Raw genomic sequence first — 17,731 nt, forward strand, 5'->3', positions numbered from 1 at the left:
GGAGCAGCAGCGGTGTCGCCGGCAGCAGCGCGCCCGCGAGGGCGATCGCGGTGCGGGGGCCGGTGAGAGCGGCGCACCCGCTTAGGGCATGGGCGAGAATGGACCCATGAGCCTGTTCGACAGCGGTGCCCGATGAGTCTGTTCCGGGATGACGGCGTCGTCCTTCGCACGCAGAAGCTGGGCGAGGCCGACCGCATCATGCTGCGTCATTGCGGGGGGCGACCCCCGCACCCCCGGCAGGCCTGTGGCGGTGTCGGATGAGCCTGTTCCGGGATGACGGCGTCGTCCTTCGCACGCAGAAGCTGGGCGAGGCCGACCGCATCATGCTGCGTCTTTGCGGGGGGCGACCCCCGCACCCCCGGCAGGCCTGTGGCGGTGTCCGATGAGCCTGTTCCGGGATGACGGCGTCGTCCTTCGCACGCAGAAGCTGGGCGAGGCCGACCGCATCATCACGTTGCTCACGCGAGGGCACGGGCGGGTGCGGGCGGTCGCCCGGGGGGTGCGGCGGACCAAGTCGAAGTTCGGGGCCCGGCTGGAGCCGTTCTCACACGTGGACGTGCAGTTCTTCGCCCGGGGCAGTGAGCTGGTCGGCCGCGGGCTGCCGTTGTGCACGCAGAGCGAGACCATCGCGCCGTACGGCGGCGGCATCGTCAGCGACTACGCCCGCTACACCGCCGGCACCGCCATGCTGGAGACCGCCGAGCGGTTCACCGACCACGAGGGCGAGCCGGCCGTGCAGCAGTACCTGCTGCTCGTGGGCGCCCTGAGGACGCTGGCCCGGGGCGAGCACGCCCCCCACCTCGTCCTGGACGCGTTCCTGCTGCGCTCCCTCGCCGTCAACGGCTACGCGCCCAGCTTCGGCGACTGCGCCAAGTGCGGCATGCCCGGCCCGAACCGGTTCTTCTCCGTGGCCTCCGGCGGTTCCGTCTGCGCCGACTGCCGGGTCCCCGGCAGCGTCGTACCCTCGCCGCAGACCCTGGAACTGCTGGGCGCGCTGCTCACGGGAGACTGGGAGACGGCGGACGCGTGCGAGGCACGCCACGTCCGGGAGGGCAGCGGACTGGTCTCCGCCTACCTGCACTGGCACATGGAGCGCGGTCTGCGCTCCCTTCGGTACGTAGAGAAGTAAGCGGCTAGAGGAGAGAAGACAGACATGGTGGTACGCGGGTTCCTGGGGCGGCAGCGTCGGGAGTACAAGGCGCCGGAACCGCACCCGTCCGGCGCCCGCGCGCCGAAGGTGCCCGGTGAGCTGATCCCCGAGCACGTGGCGATCGTCATGGACGGCAACGGCCGCTGGGCGAAGGAGCGTGGGCTGCCCCGCACCGAGGGACACAAGGTCGGCGCGGAGCAGGTGCTCGACGTGCTCCAGGGCGCGGTCGAGATCGGGGTGAAGAACATCTCCCTGTACGCCTTCTCCACCGAGAACTGGAAGCGCTCGCCCGACGAGGTGCGCTTCCTGATGAACTTCAACCGCGACTTCATCCGCAAGACCCGCGACCAGCTCGACGAACTGGGCATCCGGGTGCGCTGGGTGGGCCGTATGCCCAAGCTGTGGAAGTCGGTCGCCAAGGAGCTCCAGATCGCCCAGGAGCAGACCAAGGACAACGACCGGCTGACCCTGTACTTCTGCATGAACTACGGCGGCCGCGCCGAGATCGCCGACGCCGCGCAGGCCCTCGCCGAGGACGTGAAGGCGGGCCGTCTCGACCCGTCGAAGGTCAACGAGAAGACGCTGCAGAAGTACCTGTACTACCCGGACATGCCGGACGTCGACATGTTCCTGCGCCCCAGCGGCGAGCAGCGGACCTCCAACTACCTGCTCTGGCAGAGCGCGTACGCCGAGCTGGTCTTCCAGGACGTCCTGTGGCCCGACTTCGACCGCCGTGACCTGTGGCGCGCCTGCATCGAATACGCCTCCCGCGACCGCCGCTTCGGCGGAGCCATCCCCAACGAGGAACTCCTGGCGATGGAGGGCAGGGAAGGGGAGTAGCGGCACTTTTCGACGGGGCTGGGCAACTCAGCCCGTCTGGGGGTCCCCCCTCTGGGGGAGTTTGAGGACGAGGCCCGTCCAGGGCCGAAGGGTGGTCCGGGGGCACGGCCCCCGGTCACGGTCACGACAGGGCCCGCACCGTACTCCGGCTCACCTCGCGGAGCACTCCGCACAGGTGCCGAAGATCTCCACCGTGTGCGCCACGTTCACGAAGCCGTGCTCCGCGGCGATGGCCTCCGCCCACTTCTCCACCGCGGGGCCCTCGACCTCGACCGCCTTGCCGCAGCCCCGGCAGACGAGGTGGTGGTGGTGGTCGCCGCTGGAGCAGCGGCGGTAGACGGACTCGCCGTCGGAGGTGCGCAGGACGTCGACCTCGCCGGCGTCGGCGAGGGACTGGAGGGTGCGGTAGACCGTCGTCAGCCCGACCGAGTCGCCCTTGTGTTTGAGCATGTCGTGGAGTTCCTGCGCGCTGCGGAACTCCTCGACCTCGTCGAGCGCCGCCGCCACTGCGGCACGCTGCCTGGTGGCGCGGCCCTTCACGGGCGGTCCAGCGGTCGTCACCGTTGCCTCCTCCGTTGGCTCGGTTCACGTCTGCGGCTTGCCGGGCCATTGTGCCAGCCCGGGCCGTGCGCGGTCAGACGCCGATGCCGTCGCCGGCCTCCCTGGTGGCCGGAATGGTGCACTCCGCGGGGTCTCCGGCGGGCTGGCCGGCGGCCGCCGCGCGGGCGCGCCGTCGGGCGAGCGGGGCGGCGAGCGCGGTCATGGCGATGAACGCGCCGATGGTCAGCAGCACGATCGTCGCGCCGGGCGGGACGTCCTGGTAGTACGAGGTGACGGTGCCGCCGATGGTGACGGTGATGCCGATGGCCACCGCGACGGCGAACGTCGCCGCGAAGCTGCGGGTGAGCTGCTGGGCCGCCGCGACCGGGACCACCATCAGCGCGGAGACCAGCAGGAGCCCGACGACCCGCATGGCGACGGTCACCGTGACGGCGGCGGTGACCGCGGTCAGCAGGTTCAGGGCGCGCACCGGCAGTCCGGTCACCCGGGCGAACTCCTCGTCCTGGCTGACCGCGAAGAGTTGCCGGCGCAGGCCCAGGGTGACGAGGACGACGAAGGCCGCGAGCGCGCAGATCGCGGTGACGTCGGACTCCGACACGGTCGACAGCGAGCCGAAGAGGTAGGAGTTCAGGTTGGCGTTGGAGCCGGTCGGAGCGAGGTTGATGAACATCACGCCGCCGGCCATGCCGCCGTAGAAGAGCATCGCGAGGGCGATGTCGCCGCGGGTGCGGCCGTACCAGCGGATCAGTTCCATGAGGACCGCGCCGAGGACGGCGACGGCCGTGGCCATCCACACCGGGGACCAGGTCAGCAGGAAGCCGAGGCCGACGCCGGTCATCGCGACATGGCCGATGCCGTCGCCCATGAGGGCCTGGCGGCGCTGGACGAGGTAGATGCCGACGGCGGGGGCGGTGACGCCGACCAGGACGGCGGCGAGCAGTGCCCGCTGCATGAAGGCGTAGTTCAGGAAGTCCATCAGCTCAGCAGTCCCGTGCGGATCGGTTCGGCGCCCGCCGGTGCGTGCGGGTGCACATGGTCGTGGCCGGGCAGGGCGTGCTGGCCGACCGCGCGCGGGGGTGGGCCGTCGTGGGTCACGCAGCCGTCGCGCAGCACGACGGCCCGGTCGATGAGGGGTTCCAGCGGGCCCAGTTCGTGCAGGACGAGCAGGACCGTGGCGCCTTCGGCGACCTGCTTCTCCAGCGTCCGGGCGAGGACCTCCTGGCTGGCGAGGTCGACGCCCGCCATCGGCTCGTCCATGATCAGCAGCTCGGGTTCGGCGGCGAGCGCGCGGGCGATCAGCACCCGCTGGTGCTGGCCGCCCGAGAGGGCGTTCACGGAGTCCTTGGCCCGGTCGGCCATGCCGACGAGATCCAGGGCGCGGCGTACGGCCTCGTGGTCGGCCTTGCGCAGGATGCCGAAGCGGGCCCGGGAGAGCCGGCCGGAGGAGACGACCTCGGTGACGGTGGCGGGGACGCCGCCGGCGGCGGTGGTGCGCTGCGGTACGTAGCCCACGCGCCGCCAGTCGCGGAAGCGGCCGCGGTCGGTCCCGAACAGCTCGATCCGCCCGGCGGTGACCGGGACCTGGCCGATGACGCTGCGCACGGCGGTGGACTTGCCGGAGCCGTTCGCGCCGAGCAGCGCGACGACCTCGCCGCGCCGCACGGTCAGGTCGATGCCGCGCAGGACGGGACGTGAGCCCAGTTCGGCGCGGACCCCGTCGAGGGTGATGACGGGCTCGCGTTCGCCCTCTGTGACGCCGGTGTCCATGACGCCCTCCGTAAAGATCACTTGGTTCCCAGGGCCGTCTGCAGCGCCTTGAGGTTGGCTTCCTGGACCGCGAAGTAGTCCTTGCCGCGGGATGTGTCGGTGATGCCCTCGATCGGGTCGAGGACGTCCGTCTTCAGTCCGGCGTCCTTGGCGACGGTCTTGGCGGTCTTGTCGCTGACGAGGGTCTCGTAGAACACGGTCGAGACGCCGTCGGCCTTCGCCATCTTCTCAAGTTCGCGGATGCGGGCGGCACTCGGCTCGGACTCGGGGTCGAGGCCGCTGATGGCCTCCTCGGTCAGGCCGTAGCGCTCGGCGAGGTAGCCGAAGGCGGCGTGGGTGGTGATGAAGACCTTGGTCCTGGTGTTCGCGAGCCCGGTCTTGAACTGTGCGTTCAGGGCGTTCAGTTCGGAGACGAGGGCGGCGGTGTTCTTCTTGTAGTCGGCCGCGTGGCCGGGGTCGGCCTTCTCGAAGGCCGCGCCGACGCCCTTGGCGACCTCGGCGTACCTGACCGGGTCGAGCCAGAGGTGGGGGTCGAGGCCGGCCTCCTCCTCGCCGTGCTCGTGGTCGTGCTCGGCCGCGTGGCCGCCGACCTCGCTGCCGTGCTGTTCCAGCGTGGTGAGCTTCGCGGCGTCGATCTTCGTCTTGACCTCGGACTGGGCCACCGTGTCGTCGACGGAGGGCTGGAGGTTCTTCAAGTACAGGACGGCGTCGGCCTGTTCGACCTGGACGCGCTGCTTGGCGCTGATCTCCAGGTCGTGCGGTTCCTGGCCGGGCTCGGTGAGGCTGCTGACGTGGACGTGGTCGCCGCCTATGCGCTCGGCGAGGAAGGCCATCGGGTAGAACGACGCGACGACGTCGAACTTGTCGGTGTTGCCCGCCGCGGCGCTCTGGCCGGAGCAGGCGGTGAGGGCGGTGAGGCCGAGAGCGGTGGCCGCCGCGACCGCGGTGCCCGGTATGAGGCGTCGTACGTTCATGACAGTCATTTTCAACAATGATGGAAACCGTTGTCAACAAGCGGTTCGTCACGTTCTGAGCAGTGGACCGATTTGATTGAGGGGCAGGCACCGCCGGTACGCTGAAGCATTCGCTGGAAGCGTCTCGCTTCGCCCGCCCGTCTCCCGACCACCACCCCTCATCGAGGCGCTACGCGCCGCACCCGTCAGTATTCGTCGTCGTTATGAAGAGAGCACCGTGGCCGCCGACAAGATCGACACCATCGTCAGCCTGAGCAAGCGCCGTGGCTTCGTATTCCCCTGTAGTGAGATCTACGGCGGCCAGCGCGCCGCCTGGGACTACGGACCGCTGGGTGTCGAGCTCAAGGAGAACCTGAAGCGCCAGTGGTGGCGCTACATGGTGACGTCGCGCGAGGACGTGGTCGGCATCGACTCGTCCGTCATCCTGGCCCCCGAGGTCTGGGTCGCGTCGGGCCACGTCGCCACCTTCACCGACCCGCTCACCGAGTGCACCTCCTGCCACAAGCGGTTCCGTGCGGACCACCTGGAGGAGGCCTACGAGGCCAAGCACAACCGCCTCCCGGAGAACGGCCTGGCGGACCTGAACTGCCCCAACTGCGGCAACAAGGGCACCTTCACCGAGCCCAAGCAGTTCTCGGGCCTGCTCTCCACCCACCTCGGCCCGACGCAGGACTCCGGCTCCGTCGCCTACCTGCGCCCCGAGACCGCCCAGGGCATCTTCACCAACTTCGCCCAGGTGCAGACCACCTCGCGCCGCAAGCCGCCGTTCGGCATCGCGCAGATGGGCAAGTCCTTCCGCAACGAGATCACGCCCGGCAACTTCATCTTCCGCACGCGCGAGTTCGAGCAGATGGAGATGGAGTTCTTCGTCAAGCCGGGCGAGGACGAGCAGTGGCAGGAGTACTGGATGGAGCAGCGCTGGAACTGGTACACCGGTCTCGGCCTGCGCGAGGAGAACATGCGGTGGTTCGAGCACCCGAAGGAGAAGCTCTCCCACTACTCCAAGCGCACCGCTGACATCGAGTACCGCTTCCAGTTCGGCGGCAACGAGTGGGGCGAGCTCGAGGGCGTCGCCAACCGCACCGACTACGACCTCGGCGCCCACGCCAAGGCCTCCGGTCAGGACCTCTCCTACTTCGACCAGGAGGCCCAGGAGCGCTGGACGCCGTACGTCATCGAGCCGGCGGCCGGCGTCGGCCGCGCGATGCTGGCGTTCCTGCTGGACGCCTACGTCGAGGACGAGGCCCCCAACGCCAAGGGCAAGCTGGAGAAGCGCACGGTGCTGCGCCTGGACCACCGCCTCGCCCCGGTGAAGGTCGCGGTGCTCCCGCTCTCCCGCAACCCGGAGCTGTCCCCGAAGGCCAAGGGCCTCGCCCAGGCGCTGCGCCAGAACTGGAACATCGAGTTCGACGACGCCGGCGCGATCGGCCGCCGCTACCGCCGCCAGGACGAGATCGGCACGCCGTACTGCGTCACCGTCGACTTCGACACCCTCGAGGACAACGCGGTGACGGTGCGCGAGCGCGACTCCATGAAGCAGGAGCGCGTGTCGCTGGACCAGATCGAGGGCTACCTCGCGAGCCGTCTGGTCGGCTGCTAGGACCGTAGGGCGACTCGCCTCACCCGCGGCTGTGAAGGCCCCGGTTCCGGAACGATCTGTTCCGGGGCCGGGGCCTTCGTCGTTCGGTCGATGTCAGGTGGGCGGCGGAAGCCGCCGACGTCCATGCCGGGTGACAGCTGACAAATATTGAAATCTGTCAGCTGTCATGTCAGGCTGGATCGCATGACCCTTCAGACCCGCACCCTCGGAACGACAGGCCCCCGTGTCTCCGCCCTCGGCCTCGGCTGCATGGGCATGTCGGCGCTGTACGGCGAAGCGGACCGCACCGAGTCGATCGCCACCGTCCACGCGGCCCTGGAGGCCGGCGTGACCCTGCTCGACACCGGCGACTTCTACGGCATGGGCCACAACGAACTGCTCATCGGCGAGGCCCTGCGCACCGCGCCCGCCGCCCGCCGTGACCAGGCCCTGACCAGCGTGAAGTTCGGCGCGCTGCGCGGCCCGGACGGCGTCTGGTCCGGCTACGACGGCCGCCCGGCCGCCGTGCGCAACTTCGCCGCCTACTCACTCCAGCGCCTCGGCGTCGACCACATCGACGTCTACCGCATCGCACGCCTCGACCCGGACGTCCCCATCGAGGAGACCGTCGGCGCCATCGCCGAACTGGTCGAGAAGGGGTACGTCCGCCACATCGGCCTGAGCGAGGTCGGCGCCGAGACGATCCGCAGGGCCGCCGCCACCGCCCCGATCGCCGACCTCCAGATCGAGTACGGCCTGATCTCCCGCGGCATCGAGCGGGAGATCCTGCCGACCGTCCGCGAGCTCGGCATCTCCGTCACCGCCTACGGCGTGCTGTCCCGGGGCCTGATCTCCGGGCACTTCTCGGCCGACCGGCAGCTCGCCGCCGACGACTTCCGCGCCCACTCGCCCCGATTTCAGGGCGAGAACCTCCGGCACAACCTGACCCTGGTGGAGTCGCTGCGGAAGATCGCCGAGCAGAAAGGCGTCTCCGTCGCCCAGATCGCGATCGCCTGGGTGCTGGCGCAGGGCGAGGACATCGTCCCGCTGATCGGCGCCCGCACCCGGGAGCGGCTCGCGGAGTCGCTGGGCGCGCTGGACGTCGTCCTGGACGCGGGTGACCTCGTGGCGATCGAGGCGGCCGTGCCGGCCGACGCGGCCGCCGGCGAGCGGTACGCGGCGGCCGCGATGGCGCACCTCGACAGCGAACGCTGATCCGGGCCCCCGGTACGGTCGGAGCATGGCACCGCAGACCTCCGAGACCCTGACCGCCGAGCGCATCCTCGAAGCCACCGAGGACGTGCTGCGCCGCCACGGCCCGGCCAAGGCCACCGTGGTGGACGTGGCCCGCGCGCTCGGCGTCAGCCACGGCAGCGTCTACCGCCACTTCCGCACCAAGGCTGCGCTGCGCGAGGCGGTGACCAAGCGCTGGCTGGACCGCGCCTCGCAGGACCTCGCCGGGATCGCCGCAGACGAGGGGCGCGACCCGCAGACCCGGCTGCGGGTCTGGCTGGCGACCCTCTTCGAGGCCAAGCGCCGCAAGGCGGGCGACGATCCCGAGCTGTTCGCCACCTACCAGGTGCTGACCGGCGAGACCGGCGCGGTGGTCGGCGAGCACCTCGCCGAGCTGACCGGACAGCTCACCCGGATCATCGAGGCGGGCGTCGCCTCCGGCGCCTTCACCGCCGCGGACCCCGCGACCGAAGCCCGTACCGTCTTCCACGCCACCGCCCGCTTCCACGACCCCGGCTACGCCAAGGTCTGGCAACGCCCTGAAGCCGACGCCGACTTCACGGCCCTGGTGGACCTGCTGCTGAGAGCCCTGCGAGCGGCCTGAGCTCTCAGCGGCTCCCTCACCGCGCCCCACGCGGCAGGCGCAGGCTCGGCAGGCCGGTCAGGGCGGATCGCGGCGAGCTGGACGGCCGGGCGTCCGACCTGCCCGCGGCGTGAGCGACCGGGGCGGGCAGGGGAGGACCGAGCCGCTCAGCGGCGGCCCGGCGCGCCCACCGCTTCCCGGATCTCCTCGGCGCCCAGTCGCGCCGCGGCCCGGTCGGCGGTGCCGCGGGCCCAGGGTCCCGTGGTGGCCGCGCCGACGGTGAGGACGGTCAGCCCGCAGGCGGTCAGCACCCACCACCCCGGCGTCGCGGCCGACACGAACGCCTCCCGGTACGAGGAACTTCCGACGCCCGCCGCCAGCAGCGCGCCGACCACGGCCACGCCGAGGGTCTGCCCGAGCTGGCGGCTGGTGGAGGCGACGGCGGCGGCGACGCCCGCCTGGGCGCGGGGCATGCCGGACACCGCCGTGTTGGTGATCGGCGCGTTGACGAATCCGAAGCCGATGCCGAACAGGAGGTAGCCGAGGAACAGCGTGCCGTCGGACGTCTCCGCGTCGAACGCGGCGAACAGCACCCCGCTCGCGGTCATCGCCGCCCCGGCGACGACCAGCGGCAGCCGTGGTCCCGTACTGCCGACGAGCCGCCCGGACAGCGGCGCGCACAGGAACGTGGGCAGGGCCATCGGGAGCATCCACAGACCGGCGTGCAGGGCGTCCAGACCGCGCACGTTCTGCAGGTAGAGCGTCGACAGGAACAGGAAACCGCCGAGCGCGGCGAACGCGCTGACCGCGATCACCGTGGCCCCGGTGAACGGCGCCGACCGGAAGAACCGCAGGTCGACGAGGGGCTCCTCGCGCCGGGGCTCGTAGATGAGCAGGGCGGCCAGCGCCGCCAGCGCGACCGCCCCGAAGGGCAGGCTGGTGGCGGCCCCGGCCGTGGGCGCCTCGATGATGGCGTACGTCAGCGAGCCGAAGAGGGCGATGACCAGCACCTGGCCGACCGGGTCGGGGCGGCGCGCCTTGGGCGCGCGGGACTCGGGGACGAACCGCAGGGTGAGCAGCAGGGCGGCGAGGCCGACCGGCAGGTTGAGCCAGAAGATGGAGCGCCAGCCGACGGACTCCACCAGCACCCCGCCCACCAGCGGGCCCGCCGCCATCGAGATGCCGACGACCGCGCCCCACGCGCCGATCGCGCGGGCGCGCTCGCGGGGGTCGGTGAAGGTGTTGGTGATGATCGACATGGCGACCGGGTTGAGCATCGACCCGCCGACGGCCTGCACCATCCGCGCCGCGATCAGCAGCTCCAGGGTCGGCGCCAGGGAACAGAGCAGGGAGCCGGCCGAGAACAGCACGAGGCCCGCCATGAACACCTTCCGGCGGCCGATCCGGTCCGCCGTGGAACCCGCGAGCATCAGCAGCGCGGCCAGGACCAGCGTGTAGGCGTCGATGGTCCACTGCAGGCCGGCGGTGGAGGCGTGCAGGTCGCGCTGCACGGCGGGCAGCGCCACATTGAGGACGGTGTTGTCCAGGCTCACGATGAGCAGGCTCATGCAGCAGATCGCGAGGACGAGCAGACGTCGGCGGTGGCTGAGCTCGGGCATGCATGCATAGTACGCCTAACTAATGAATATCGTCGTCCCGCCGTACGTTGGGTGAGAATGGGGGGATGCCCACGACCGCGCCCACGAAGAACACGACGCTGCAGATCGGCCCGCACACCGTCCAGCCCCCCGTGGTGCTGGCCCCCATGGCCGGCATCACCAACGCGCCCTTCCGCACCTTGTGCAGGGAGTTCAGCGGCGGCAAGGGCCTGTTCGTGAGCGAGATGATCACCACCCGGGCGCTGGTCGAGCGCAACGAGAAGACCATGCAGCTCATCCACTTCGACGCGACCGAGAAGCCGCGCTCCATCCAGCTGTACGGCGTCGACCCGGCGACCGTCGGCAAGGCCGTCCGCATGATCGCGGAGGAGGGCCTCGCCGACCACATCGACCTCAACTTCGGCTGCCCCGTCCCCAAGGTGACCAGGAAGGGCGGCGGCTCGGCCCTGCCGTACAAGCGCCACCTGCTGCGCGCCATTCTGCGCGAGGCGGTCAGCGGCGCCGGGGACCTCCCGGTGACGATGAAAATGCGCAAGGGCATCGACGACGATCACATCACCTACCTCGACGCCGGCCGCATCGCCGTCGAGGAGGGCGTCACCGCCATCGCCCTGCACGGCCGCACGGCCGCCCAGCACTACGGCGGCACCGCCGACTGGGAGGCCATCGCCCGGCTGAAGGAGCACGTCCCGGAGATCCCCGTCCTCGGCAACGGCGACATCTGGTCCGCCGAGGACGCGCTGCGGATGGTGCGGGAGACCGGCTGCGACGGCGTCGTCGTCGGACGCGGCTGCCTGGGCCGGCCGTGGCTGTTCGCGGACCTCGTCGCGGCCTTCGAGGGCCGGACCGAGGACATCGCGCGCCCCTCCCTGCGCGAGGTCGCCGACATCATGCTCCGCCACGCCGGCCTGCTCGGCGAGTGGATCGGCGACGAGTCCAAGGGCGTCGTCGACTTCCGCAAGCACGTCGCCTGGTACCTCAAGGGCTTCGCCGTCGGCTCCGAGATGCGGCGGCGGCTCGCGATCACCTCCTCGCTGGCCGAACTGCGCGCCGGGCTCGACGAACTGGACCTCGACCAGCCCTGGCCCGCCGGCGCCGACGGGCCCCGCGGCCGGACCTCCGGCAACAACCGGGTGGTGCTGCCGGACGGCTGGCTGAAGGACCCCTACGACTGCGCCGGCGTCGGCGAGGACGCGGAACTGGACACCTCCGGGGGCTGACCGGCCGGGCCGCGACCGCTCACTTCGTCGGATGCGGCGTCGAGCCGTACGCCGTCAGGAAACGGTCGCGGAACGAGTTCATCTTCCACACCGGGGCGTCGGGCGCGGGCTTCAGCCCGTCCGTCCACTTCCAGCCGACGATCTTGTCGAGCACCTTCGGGTCCTTCGCCACGATCGACACCGGCACGTCCCGCACGGAGGTGTTCCCGCTGACCCGGGTGATCGGCTGGTGGTCGCCGAGGAAGACCAGCACGGTGTCGTCGGTGCCGTAGCGCTCCAGCCACTGGGTCAGCGCGGTCACCGAGTACTCCACCGACTTTCCGTACGCCACCCGGGACTTGCCGGAGTCGCTGATGATGTCGGAGGCCTTCTGGCCCTTCTTCTCGATGCTGTCGAAGACCGAGCCGTCGCCGACGTCCTTCCAGTCGACCATCTCCGGCACCGGCGCCCACGGCTGGTGGCTGGAGGTCAGGATGATCTCCGCCATCAGCGGCTTGGCTCGGTCCCTGCCGTGCTCCAGACGCTGGAACGACTCCAGGGCGTACTGGTCGGGCATGGTCGACCAGCTGAACGCCGGCCCCCGGTACCCCATCTGGAAGGCGTTGTAGACCTTGTCCAGGCCGTAGTACCGCTGCTCCGGCCAGGCCTTCTGCACACCCGGCATGATCCCGACCGTGTCCCAGGCGCCGGTCTTGCCGAACGCCTTGGTCAGGCTCAGATGGTCGCTGTTCATCACCGTGCGGTAGCGCTGCTGGTTGTCGATCCACAGCCCCGACATCGTGGTGGAGTGCCCGAGCCAGCTGCCGCCGCCGAACGTCGACGAGGTCAGCCAGCCGCTCTTGGCGTGGTAACCGGCCTTGGTCAGCGCCTGCTGGCCCGTGTCGAGGGCCCGGTCGACGCCGGGTGCGATCTCCGGGTCCGTGAGGGCGACACGGCCGTAGCTCTCGATGAAGGTGAAGATCACGTCCTTGCCGCGCAGGCCGGTCAGCAGTTGCGCGGGGGGCGTGTTGCCGAAGGCGTCGACGCGGGTCTCCTTCTCGAAGGCCGCCTCGTCCCGCAGGGTCTTGCGCACCTCCCTGGCCTTGTCGGTGAGGGCGGTCGCGGCCCGGTCCTGGGCCACCGGCTCCCCGGCGTACTGCAGCCCGAGCGCCGAGCAGGTCATCCACACCGTGCCCGCGGCCAGCGTGGCCCGGGTCGCGGTCTGCCGGTGGTCCGCCAGCAGGGTGCTCAGCCGCACCACGGCCAGCGCCATGGAGGCGAACAGCCCCACGACCAGCAGCACCACTCCGACGCCGGCGCCGACAGCGACGGCCTCGCCCATCGAGTCGGCCACGTACGACTGGGCGTCGTCCAGCAGGCCCCAGTCCAGGATCGGGTTGAAGCTGCGGCCGAGGTACTCGGCGTACCCCATGTCCAGCAGGTTCAGCACCGTCAGCGCCCCGAGGACCGTCCCGCCGACGGCGGCGACCGCCACCCGTGGCTTGCGCGGCAGCGCCAGCAGCAGGGCCGCCGCGATGATCGCCTCGCCGGGCAGCCGCAGGAACTGGTCCGTGCGCAGCAGCTGGAGCTGGTTCGGCAGCAGCAGGGCCCCGAGCACGAGCAGGGCGGACAGCGTCGTCGCCGTCCACCGCAGCGCCAGCGCGGCGCGCGGATGCCGGCCCCGCCAGGAGCGCCAGTGCGCGAGCCGGCCCCGCAAGGAGACCCGGCCGGGCCTCCCGGAGACGGTCGCGGCCTCTTCGGCGCCCGCTGAGGCCTGGGGACGGCTCTTTGCGGGCTGGGGGCTTTCCGCGACCTCGGGGCTCTGCGTGGGCTCGGCGTTCCCCGCGGGCCTGGGGCCCTCCGTGGTCTCGGCATTCTTCGCGGGTTCAGTCGTCGCCGAGGGCTCACCGTTCTCCGAGGTCTGACCGCCCGCCGGTGTCACGGCGTCCTGCCGGGCCTCGGGTTTTCCGGGCTCGGCGTCCTTGGGGGCCTCGGTAGCACCGGGGGTCCCGGCGTTCCCGGTGTTCCCGGCGGCCTCGGGGTTCTCGGGCTTCTCACTGGTCCCGGTGGTCTCAGTGATCGCGGGGTTCTCAGCGGTCCCGGTGTTCTCGGGTCCCTTCGGGTCGGGCAAGTGGCGAGAGCGTGTGGAGGCGGGCACCCGAGGGGTCCTTCCGTACGAAGCCGGGTGGATCGGCGGACCCGACAGGGGGCCATGGGATCCGCCACCTTTCGTACGGCTTGCTCCAGGCCGGTGTTCACCCCGCACGGCCAGCGGCGGGCAAACACCGTGCAAACGCCCCGCCAAGTCCCGCCGCGCCCCGTCCACCGCCGTGAGCAGCGCCGACGGGTTCGCCACCGAGCACGATTCCCGTCCGCACGCGACTTCGGCGCGTCGTCCGGATGGTGAAATCCGCCCGGCCGTGGCAGCGTGATTCTCGCCACCCTTGATAGGGGTAGCGCTCAGATGAGCGGATCTTGAGCGGATGCACTTCCTCAAGGGCTGGCACTGAGTGCCACCCTTTGATCGTTCATCGATCGAAATCAAGCGTGGCGCAAGCCGCTCAGATGAGCGCAATACAGGGTTCGACGAGATGCTTGCGTTCAAGAAGTGAAAACATCGGCTGCTCAACGCTTGCCCAGCCTTGACTTTCGATCCCGTGGCGGGCGACCGGTTACGGGCGCATGACGCGCAAGTGGACGTACCCAGAAGCCTTCGATCTGGGTATGTTCCTCGCCGTCAGGGCAGCCACCGCGTCCTCGAGGAGTCGAGACCCGTGTCGGAAAACAAAGATCTCCCGGTAGCCGATCAGGCCGCGACCGTTGAGGGCGTGAAGTTCGTCTACGACTTCACCGAGGGCAACAAGGACCTCAAGGACCTCCTCGGCGGCAAGGGCGCGAACCTCGCCGAGATGACCAACCTGGGCCTGCCGGTCCCGCCCGGGTTCACCATCACCACCGAGGCCTGCAAGGTCTACCTCGACAGCGGCGACGAGCCGGCGGCACTGCGTGACGAGGTGAGCGCCCACCTCGACGCCCTCGAGGGCAAGATGGGCAAGAAGCTCGGCCAGGCCGACGACCCGCTCCTCGTCTCCGTCCGCTCGGGCGCCAAGTTCTCCATGCCCGGCATGATGGACACCGTCCTGAACATCGGCCTCTCCGACAAGTCGGTCCAGGGCCTGGCCAAGCAGGCCGGCGACGACCGCTTCGCCTGGGACTCCTACCGCCGCCTCATCCAGATGTTCGGCAAGACCGTCCTCGGCGTCGACGGCGAGCTGTTCGAGGACGCGCTGGAGGCGGCGAAGGCGGCCAAGAAGGTCACCGTCGACACCGAGCTGGAGGCGGCCGACCTCAAGAAGCTCGTCACCAAGTTCAAGAAGATCGTCAAGACCGAGGCCGGCCGGGACTTCCCGCAGGACCCGCGCGAGCAGATGGACCTCGCCATCAAGGCCGTCTTCGACTCCTGGAACGGCGACCGCGCCAAGCTGTACCGGCGGCAGGAGCGCATCCCGCACGACCTCGGCACGGCCGTCAACGTCTGTTCCATGGTCTTCGGCAACCTCGGCCCCGACTCCGGCACCGGCGTCGCCTTCACCCGCGACCCCGCCTCCGGCCACCAGGGCGTCTACGGCGACTACCTGCAGAACGCCCAGGGCGAGGACGTCGTCGCCGGCATCCGCAACACCGTCCCGCTCGCGGAGCTGGAGTCGATCGACAAGAAGTCGTACGACCAGCTGATGCAGATCATGGAGACCCTGGAGAACCACTACAAGGATCTCTGCGACATCGAGTTCACCATCGAGCGCGGCCAGCTGTGGATGCTCCAGACCCGCGTCGGCAAGCGCACCGCGGGCGCGGCCTTCCGCATCGCGACGCAGCTGGTGGACCAGGGGCTCATCGACGAGGCGGAGGCGCTCCAGCGCGTCAACGGCGCCCAGCTCGCCCAGCTGATGTTCCCCCGCTTCGACGAGGAGGCGAAGGTCGCGCAGGTCGGCCGGGGCATCGCCGCCTCACCGGGCGCGGCGGTCGGCAAGGCGGTCTTCGACTCGTACACCGCCGTCAAGTGGTCCCGCTCGGGCGAGAAGGTCATCCTGGTCCGCCGTGAGACCAACCCCGACGACCTCGACGGCATGATCGCGGCGGAGGGCATCCTCACCTCCCGCGGCGGCAAGACCTCCCACGCGGCCGTCGTCGCGCGCGGCATGGGCAAGACCTGTGTCTGCGGCGCGGAGGAGCTCGAGGTCGACACCAAGCGCCGCCGGATGACCGTGCCGGGCGGCCACGTGGTGGAGGAGGGCGACGTCATCTCCATCGACGGCTCCTCCGGCAAGGTCTACCTGGGCGAGGTCCCGGTGGTCCCCTCCCCGGTCGTGGAGTACTTCGAGGGCCGCATGCACGCCGGCGCCCAGGACGCCGACGAACTGGTCGAGGCGGTCCACCGGATCATGGCCTTCGCCGACCGCAAGCGCCGTCTGAGGGTCCGCGCCAACGCCGACAACGCCGAGGACGCGCTGCGCGCCCGCCGCTTCGGCGCCCAGGGCATCGGCCTGTGCCGCACGGAGCACATGTTCCTCGGCGACCGCCGCGAGCTGGTCGAGCGGCTCATCCTGGCCGACACGGAGGCCGAGCGCGAGGAGTCCCTGAAGGCGCTGCTGCCGCTGCAGAAGAAGGACTTCGTCGAGCTCTTCTCGGCGATGGACGGCCTTCCGGTGACGATCCGCCTGCTGGACCCCCCGCTGCACGAGTTCCTCCCCGACATCACCGAGCTGTCGGTCCGGGTGGCCCTGGCGGAGTCCCGTCAGGAGCCCCACGAGAACGAGCTGCGCCTGCTCCAGGCCGTCCACCGTCTGCACGAGCAGAACCCGATGCTGGGTCTGCGCGGCGTACGCCTGGGTCTGGTCATCCCCGGACTGTTCACGATGCAGGTCCGCGCCATCGCCGAGGCGGCGGCCGAGCGCCGCAACGCCAAGGGCGACCCGCGTGCCGAGATCATGATCCCGCTCGTCGGCACGGTCCAGGAGCTGGAGATCGTGCGGGAGGAGGCCGACCAGGTCATCGCAGAGGTGCAGGAGGCCACGGGCACCGAGCTGAAGCTCGCGATCGGCACGATGATCGAGCTTCCGCGCGCCGCGCTCACGGCGGGCCAGATCGCCGAGGCGGCGGAGTTCTTCTCCTTCGGCACGAACGACCTCACCCAGACGGTGTGGGGCTTCTCCCGCGACGACGTCGAGGCCTCGTTCTTCACGGCCTACCTGGAGAAGGGCATCTTCGGCGTCTCCCCGTTCGAGACGATCGACAAGGACGGCGTGGGCTCGCTGGTCAAGCTGGCGGCGGAGGCGGGCCGTGCGACCCGCCCCGACCTCAAGCTCGGCGTCTGCGGCGAGCACGGCGGCGACCCGGAGTCGGTGCACTTCTTCCACGAGGCCGGCCTGGACTACGTCTCCTGCTCCCCGTTCCGCATCCCGGTGGCCCGGCTGGAAGCGGGCCGGGCGGCCACCCAGTCCACGGGCAGCGACCACCGCTGACCCCGCCGGGGCCCGGAGGGCCCCGCCAGACCCCGGCCCCGCTGCGGTCCCCGACCCTCAGCACCGATCGCGGCGGCTCCGGCACGCAAGAGGAGGGCGACACCCTGTGCGGGGGTGTCGCCCTCTTGTGCTGCCTAGGGCGCGCTTCGGGGGCTACTCGCAGGCCGAGCCGTCGCCGTCGCGGTCGAGGTGGCGGTCGTAGCCGGGGTCGCCCGGGTGCAGGGGGGTGGCGCCGGCGGCCCGGGCCTCGGTGCAGTTGGCGTAGTACACGTCGGCGCCCCCGGAGCCTCCTGAGGTGCCCTGGTCGTCGGACGTCGTGTCGTCGTTCGCCGGTGCCGGCGCGGTGACCGTCTTGGTGACCTGTACCTTCACCGTCGCCGTGGCCGTCACGGTCGTGGCGGGGCGTGGCGCCGCCTCGGCCGTCGCTGTGGCCGTCGTGGTGACGGTCACCGTCGGGCGGGGCTCGGCCGAGAGGGGCTTGGCGTCGGTGGCGGCCTTTCCGTCGTCGCCGGCGCCGATGCCGACGCCGACGAACAGGGCCAGCGCCAGGGCCGGCAGGACGAAGCGCTTGCGGGCCCACTTCGGCGGGACGGGAGCAGCGGTGGCGTACGGGTTGGTCATGGTGTCGTCCCCCCAGGGCTGGTGCTTGAAGGGACGACGGTAAGCCGTGATCCATTGAAGTGGAGCAGATGTGGCCTAGTTGT

14 protein-coding genes are annotated in these 17,731 nt (G+C 70.7%); 7 read left to right on the forward strand and 7 right to left on the reverse strand.

Features of this window, described 5'->3' with window-relative positions:
* Positions 1-382 precede the first annotated feature (382 nt).
* Both recO and ACIRS4_RS31405 read left to right on the forward strand, forming a co-directional pair.
* Positions 383-1,129, forward strand: coding sequence for a DNA repair protein RecO (gene recO, locus ACIRS4_RS31400; protein WP_351091170.1), 747 nt, complete (start codon positions 383-385; stop codon positions 1,127-1,129).
* 24 nt (positions 1,130-1,153) lie between these two features.
* Positions 1,154-1,990, forward strand: a complete 837-nt coding sequence (locus ACIRS4_RS31405) for an isoprenyl transferase (protein WP_404202463.1) — start codon at positions 1,154-1,156, stop codon at positions 1,988-1,990.
* A 150-nt stretch (positions 1,991-2,140) separates the two neighbouring features.
* Here ACIRS4_RS31405 and ACIRS4_RS31410 read toward each other — a convergent pair whose 3' ends face one another.
* The 4 genes from ACIRS4_RS31410 to ACIRS4_RS31425 all read right to left on the reverse strand — a co-directional run bounded on the left by ACIRS4_RS31410 (position 2,141) and on the right by ACIRS4_RS31425 (position 5,292).
* Positions 2,141-2,551 (reverse strand): Fur family transcriptional regulator, encoded by a 411-nt coding sequence (locus tag ACIRS4_RS31410; RefSeq protein WP_404202465.1) that lies wholly within the window; start codon positions 2,549-2,551, stop codon positions 2,141-2,143.
* A gap of 73 nt (positions 2,552-2,624) precedes the next feature.
* A complete protein-coding gene (locus ACIRS4_RS31415) occupies positions 2,625-3,527 on the reverse strand; it encodes a metal ABC transporter permease (protein WP_404202467.1) in 903 nt (300 codons plus the stop codon).
* Positions 3,527-4,318, reverse strand: a complete 792-nt coding sequence (locus ACIRS4_RS31420) for a metal ABC transporter ATP-binding protein (protein WP_404202469.1) — start codon at positions 4,316-4,318, stop codon at positions 3,527-3,529. Before ACIRS4_RS31420 ends, ACIRS4_RS31415 begins: the two co-directional genes overlap by 1 nt.
* 17 nt (positions 4,319-4,335) lie before the next feature.
* A complete protein-coding gene (locus tag ACIRS4_RS31425; RefSeq protein WP_404202471.1) occupies positions 4,336-5,292 on the reverse strand; it encodes a metal ABC transporter substrate-binding protein in 957 nt (318 codons plus the stop codon).
* A gap of 217 nt (positions 5,293-5,509) precedes the next feature.
* On the opposite strand from ACIRS4_RS31425, the gene ACIRS4_RS31430 reads away from it, so the two are divergent.
* The 3 genes from ACIRS4_RS31430 to ACIRS4_RS31440 all read left to right on the forward strand — a co-directional run bounded on the left by ACIRS4_RS31430 (position 5,510) and on the right by ACIRS4_RS31440 (position 8,708).
* On the forward strand, positions 5,510-6,892 hold the full coding sequence (locus ACIRS4_RS31430) for a glycine--tRNA ligase (RefSeq protein WP_404202473.1): 1,383 nt from the start codon (positions 5,510-5,512) through the stop codon (positions 6,890-6,892).
* Between the two features lie 183 nt (positions 6,893-7,075).
* Complete coding sequence (locus ACIRS4_RS31435) at positions 7,076-8,086, forward strand: aldo/keto reductase (protein WP_404202475.1); 1,011 nt, start codon at positions 7,076-7,078, stop codon at positions 8,084-8,086.
* Between the two features lie 25 nt (positions 8,087-8,111).
* Positions 8,112-8,708 carry a TetR family transcriptional regulator gene (locus tag ACIRS4_RS31440; RefSeq protein WP_404202477.1) on the forward strand — a complete coding sequence of 199 codons (597 nt, stop codon included), beginning with the start codon at positions 8,112-8,114 and terminating at the stop codon, positions 8,706-8,708.
* 146 nt (positions 8,709-8,854) lie between these two features.
* On the opposite strand, the gene ACIRS4_RS31445 is transcribed toward ACIRS4_RS31440, so the two are convergent.
* Entirely contained in the window at positions 8,855-10,306 is a 1,452-nt protein-coding gene (locus ACIRS4_RS31445; RefSeq protein WP_404202479.1) for an MFS transporter, read from the reverse strand.
* A 65-nt stretch (positions 10,307-10,371) separates the two neighbouring features.
* Here ACIRS4_RS31445 and dusB point away from each other — a divergent pair, with 65 nt between their 5' ends.
* A complete protein-coding gene (dusB, locus tag ACIRS4_RS31450; protein WP_404202481.1) occupies positions 10,372-11,526 on the forward strand; it encodes a tRNA dihydrouridine synthase DusB in 1,155 nt (384 codons plus the stop codon).
* A gap of 19 nt (positions 11,527-11,545) precedes the next feature.
* Here the strand turns inward: dusB and ACIRS4_RS31455 are convergent, their stop codons facing one another.
* On the reverse strand, positions 11,546-13,636 hold the full coding sequence (locus ACIRS4_RS31455; protein WP_404202483.1) for a CDP-alcohol phosphatidyltransferase: 2,091 nt from the start codon (positions 13,634-13,636) through the stop codon (positions 11,546-11,548).
* 643 nt (positions 13,637-14,279) lie between these two features.
* Between ACIRS4_RS31455 and ppdK the strand changes: the two genes are divergently transcribed.
* Positions 14,280-17,027, forward strand: a complete 2,748-nt coding sequence (ppdK, locus tag ACIRS4_RS31460) for a pyruvate, phosphate dikinase (protein WP_404202485.1) — start codon at positions 14,280-14,282, stop codon at positions 17,025-17,027.
* A 153-nt stretch (positions 17,028-17,180) separates the two neighbouring features.
* Here ppdK and ACIRS4_RS31465 read toward each other — a convergent pair whose 3' ends face one another.
* On the reverse strand, positions 17,181-17,648 hold the full coding sequence (locus tag ACIRS4_RS31465; protein WP_404202487.1) for an excalibur calcium-binding domain-containing protein: 468 nt from the start codon (positions 17,646-17,648) through the stop codon (positions 17,181-17,183).
* Positions 17,649-17,731 lie beyond the last annotated feature (83 nt).

It is taken from the genome of Streptomyces sp. NPDC101166, from assembly GCF_044768125.1.
Classification (GTDB): domain Bacteria; phylum Actinomycetota; class Actinomycetes; order Streptomycetales; family Streptomycetaceae; genus Streptomyces.

What these genes read in the sequence shown, in the direction of transcription:
- ACIRS4_RS31440 (WP_404202477.1), top strand. Translation starts at nt 8,112, where the DNA reads ATGGCACCGCAGACCTCCGAGACCCTGACCGCCGAGCGCATCCTCGAA.
- ACIRS4_RS31405 (WP_404202463.1), top strand. Translation starts at nt 1,154, where the DNA reads ATGGTGGTACGCGGGTTCCTGGGGCGGCAGCGTCGGGAGTACAAGGCG.
- dusB (WP_404202481.1), top strand. Translation starts at nt 10,372, where the DNA reads ATGCCCACGACCGCGCCCACGAAGAACACGACGCTGCAGATCGGCCCG.
- ACIRS4_RS31425 (WP_404202471.1), bottom strand. Translation starts at nt 5,292, where the DNA reads ATGAACGTACGACGCCTCATACCGGGCACCGCGGTCGCGGCGGCCACC.
- ACIRS4_RS31415 (WP_404202467.1), bottom strand. Translation starts at nt 3,527, where the DNA reads ATGGACTTCCTGAACTACGCCTTCATGCAGCGGGCACTGCTCGCCGCC.
- ACIRS4_RS31465 (WP_404202487.1), bottom strand. Translation starts at nt 17,648, where the DNA reads ATGACCAACCCGTACGCCACCGCTGCTCCCGTCCCGCCGAAGTGGGCC.
- ACIRS4_RS31435 (WP_404202475.1), top strand. Translation starts at nt 7,076, where the DNA reads ATGACCCTTCAGACCCGCACCCTCGGAACGACAGGCCCCCGTGTCTCC.
- ACIRS4_RS31420 (WP_404202469.1), bottom strand. Translation starts at nt 4,318, where the DNA reads ATGGACACCGGCGTCACAGAGGGCGAACGCGAGCCCGTCATCACCCTC.
- ACIRS4_RS31445 (WP_404202479.1), bottom strand. Translation starts at nt 10,306, where the DNA reads ATGCCCGAGCTCAGCCACCGCCGACGTCTGCTCGTCCTCGCGATCTGC.
- recO (WP_351091170.1), top strand. Translation starts at nt 383, where the DNA reads ATGAGCCTGTTCCGGGATGACGGCGTCGTCCTTCGCACGCAGAAGCTG.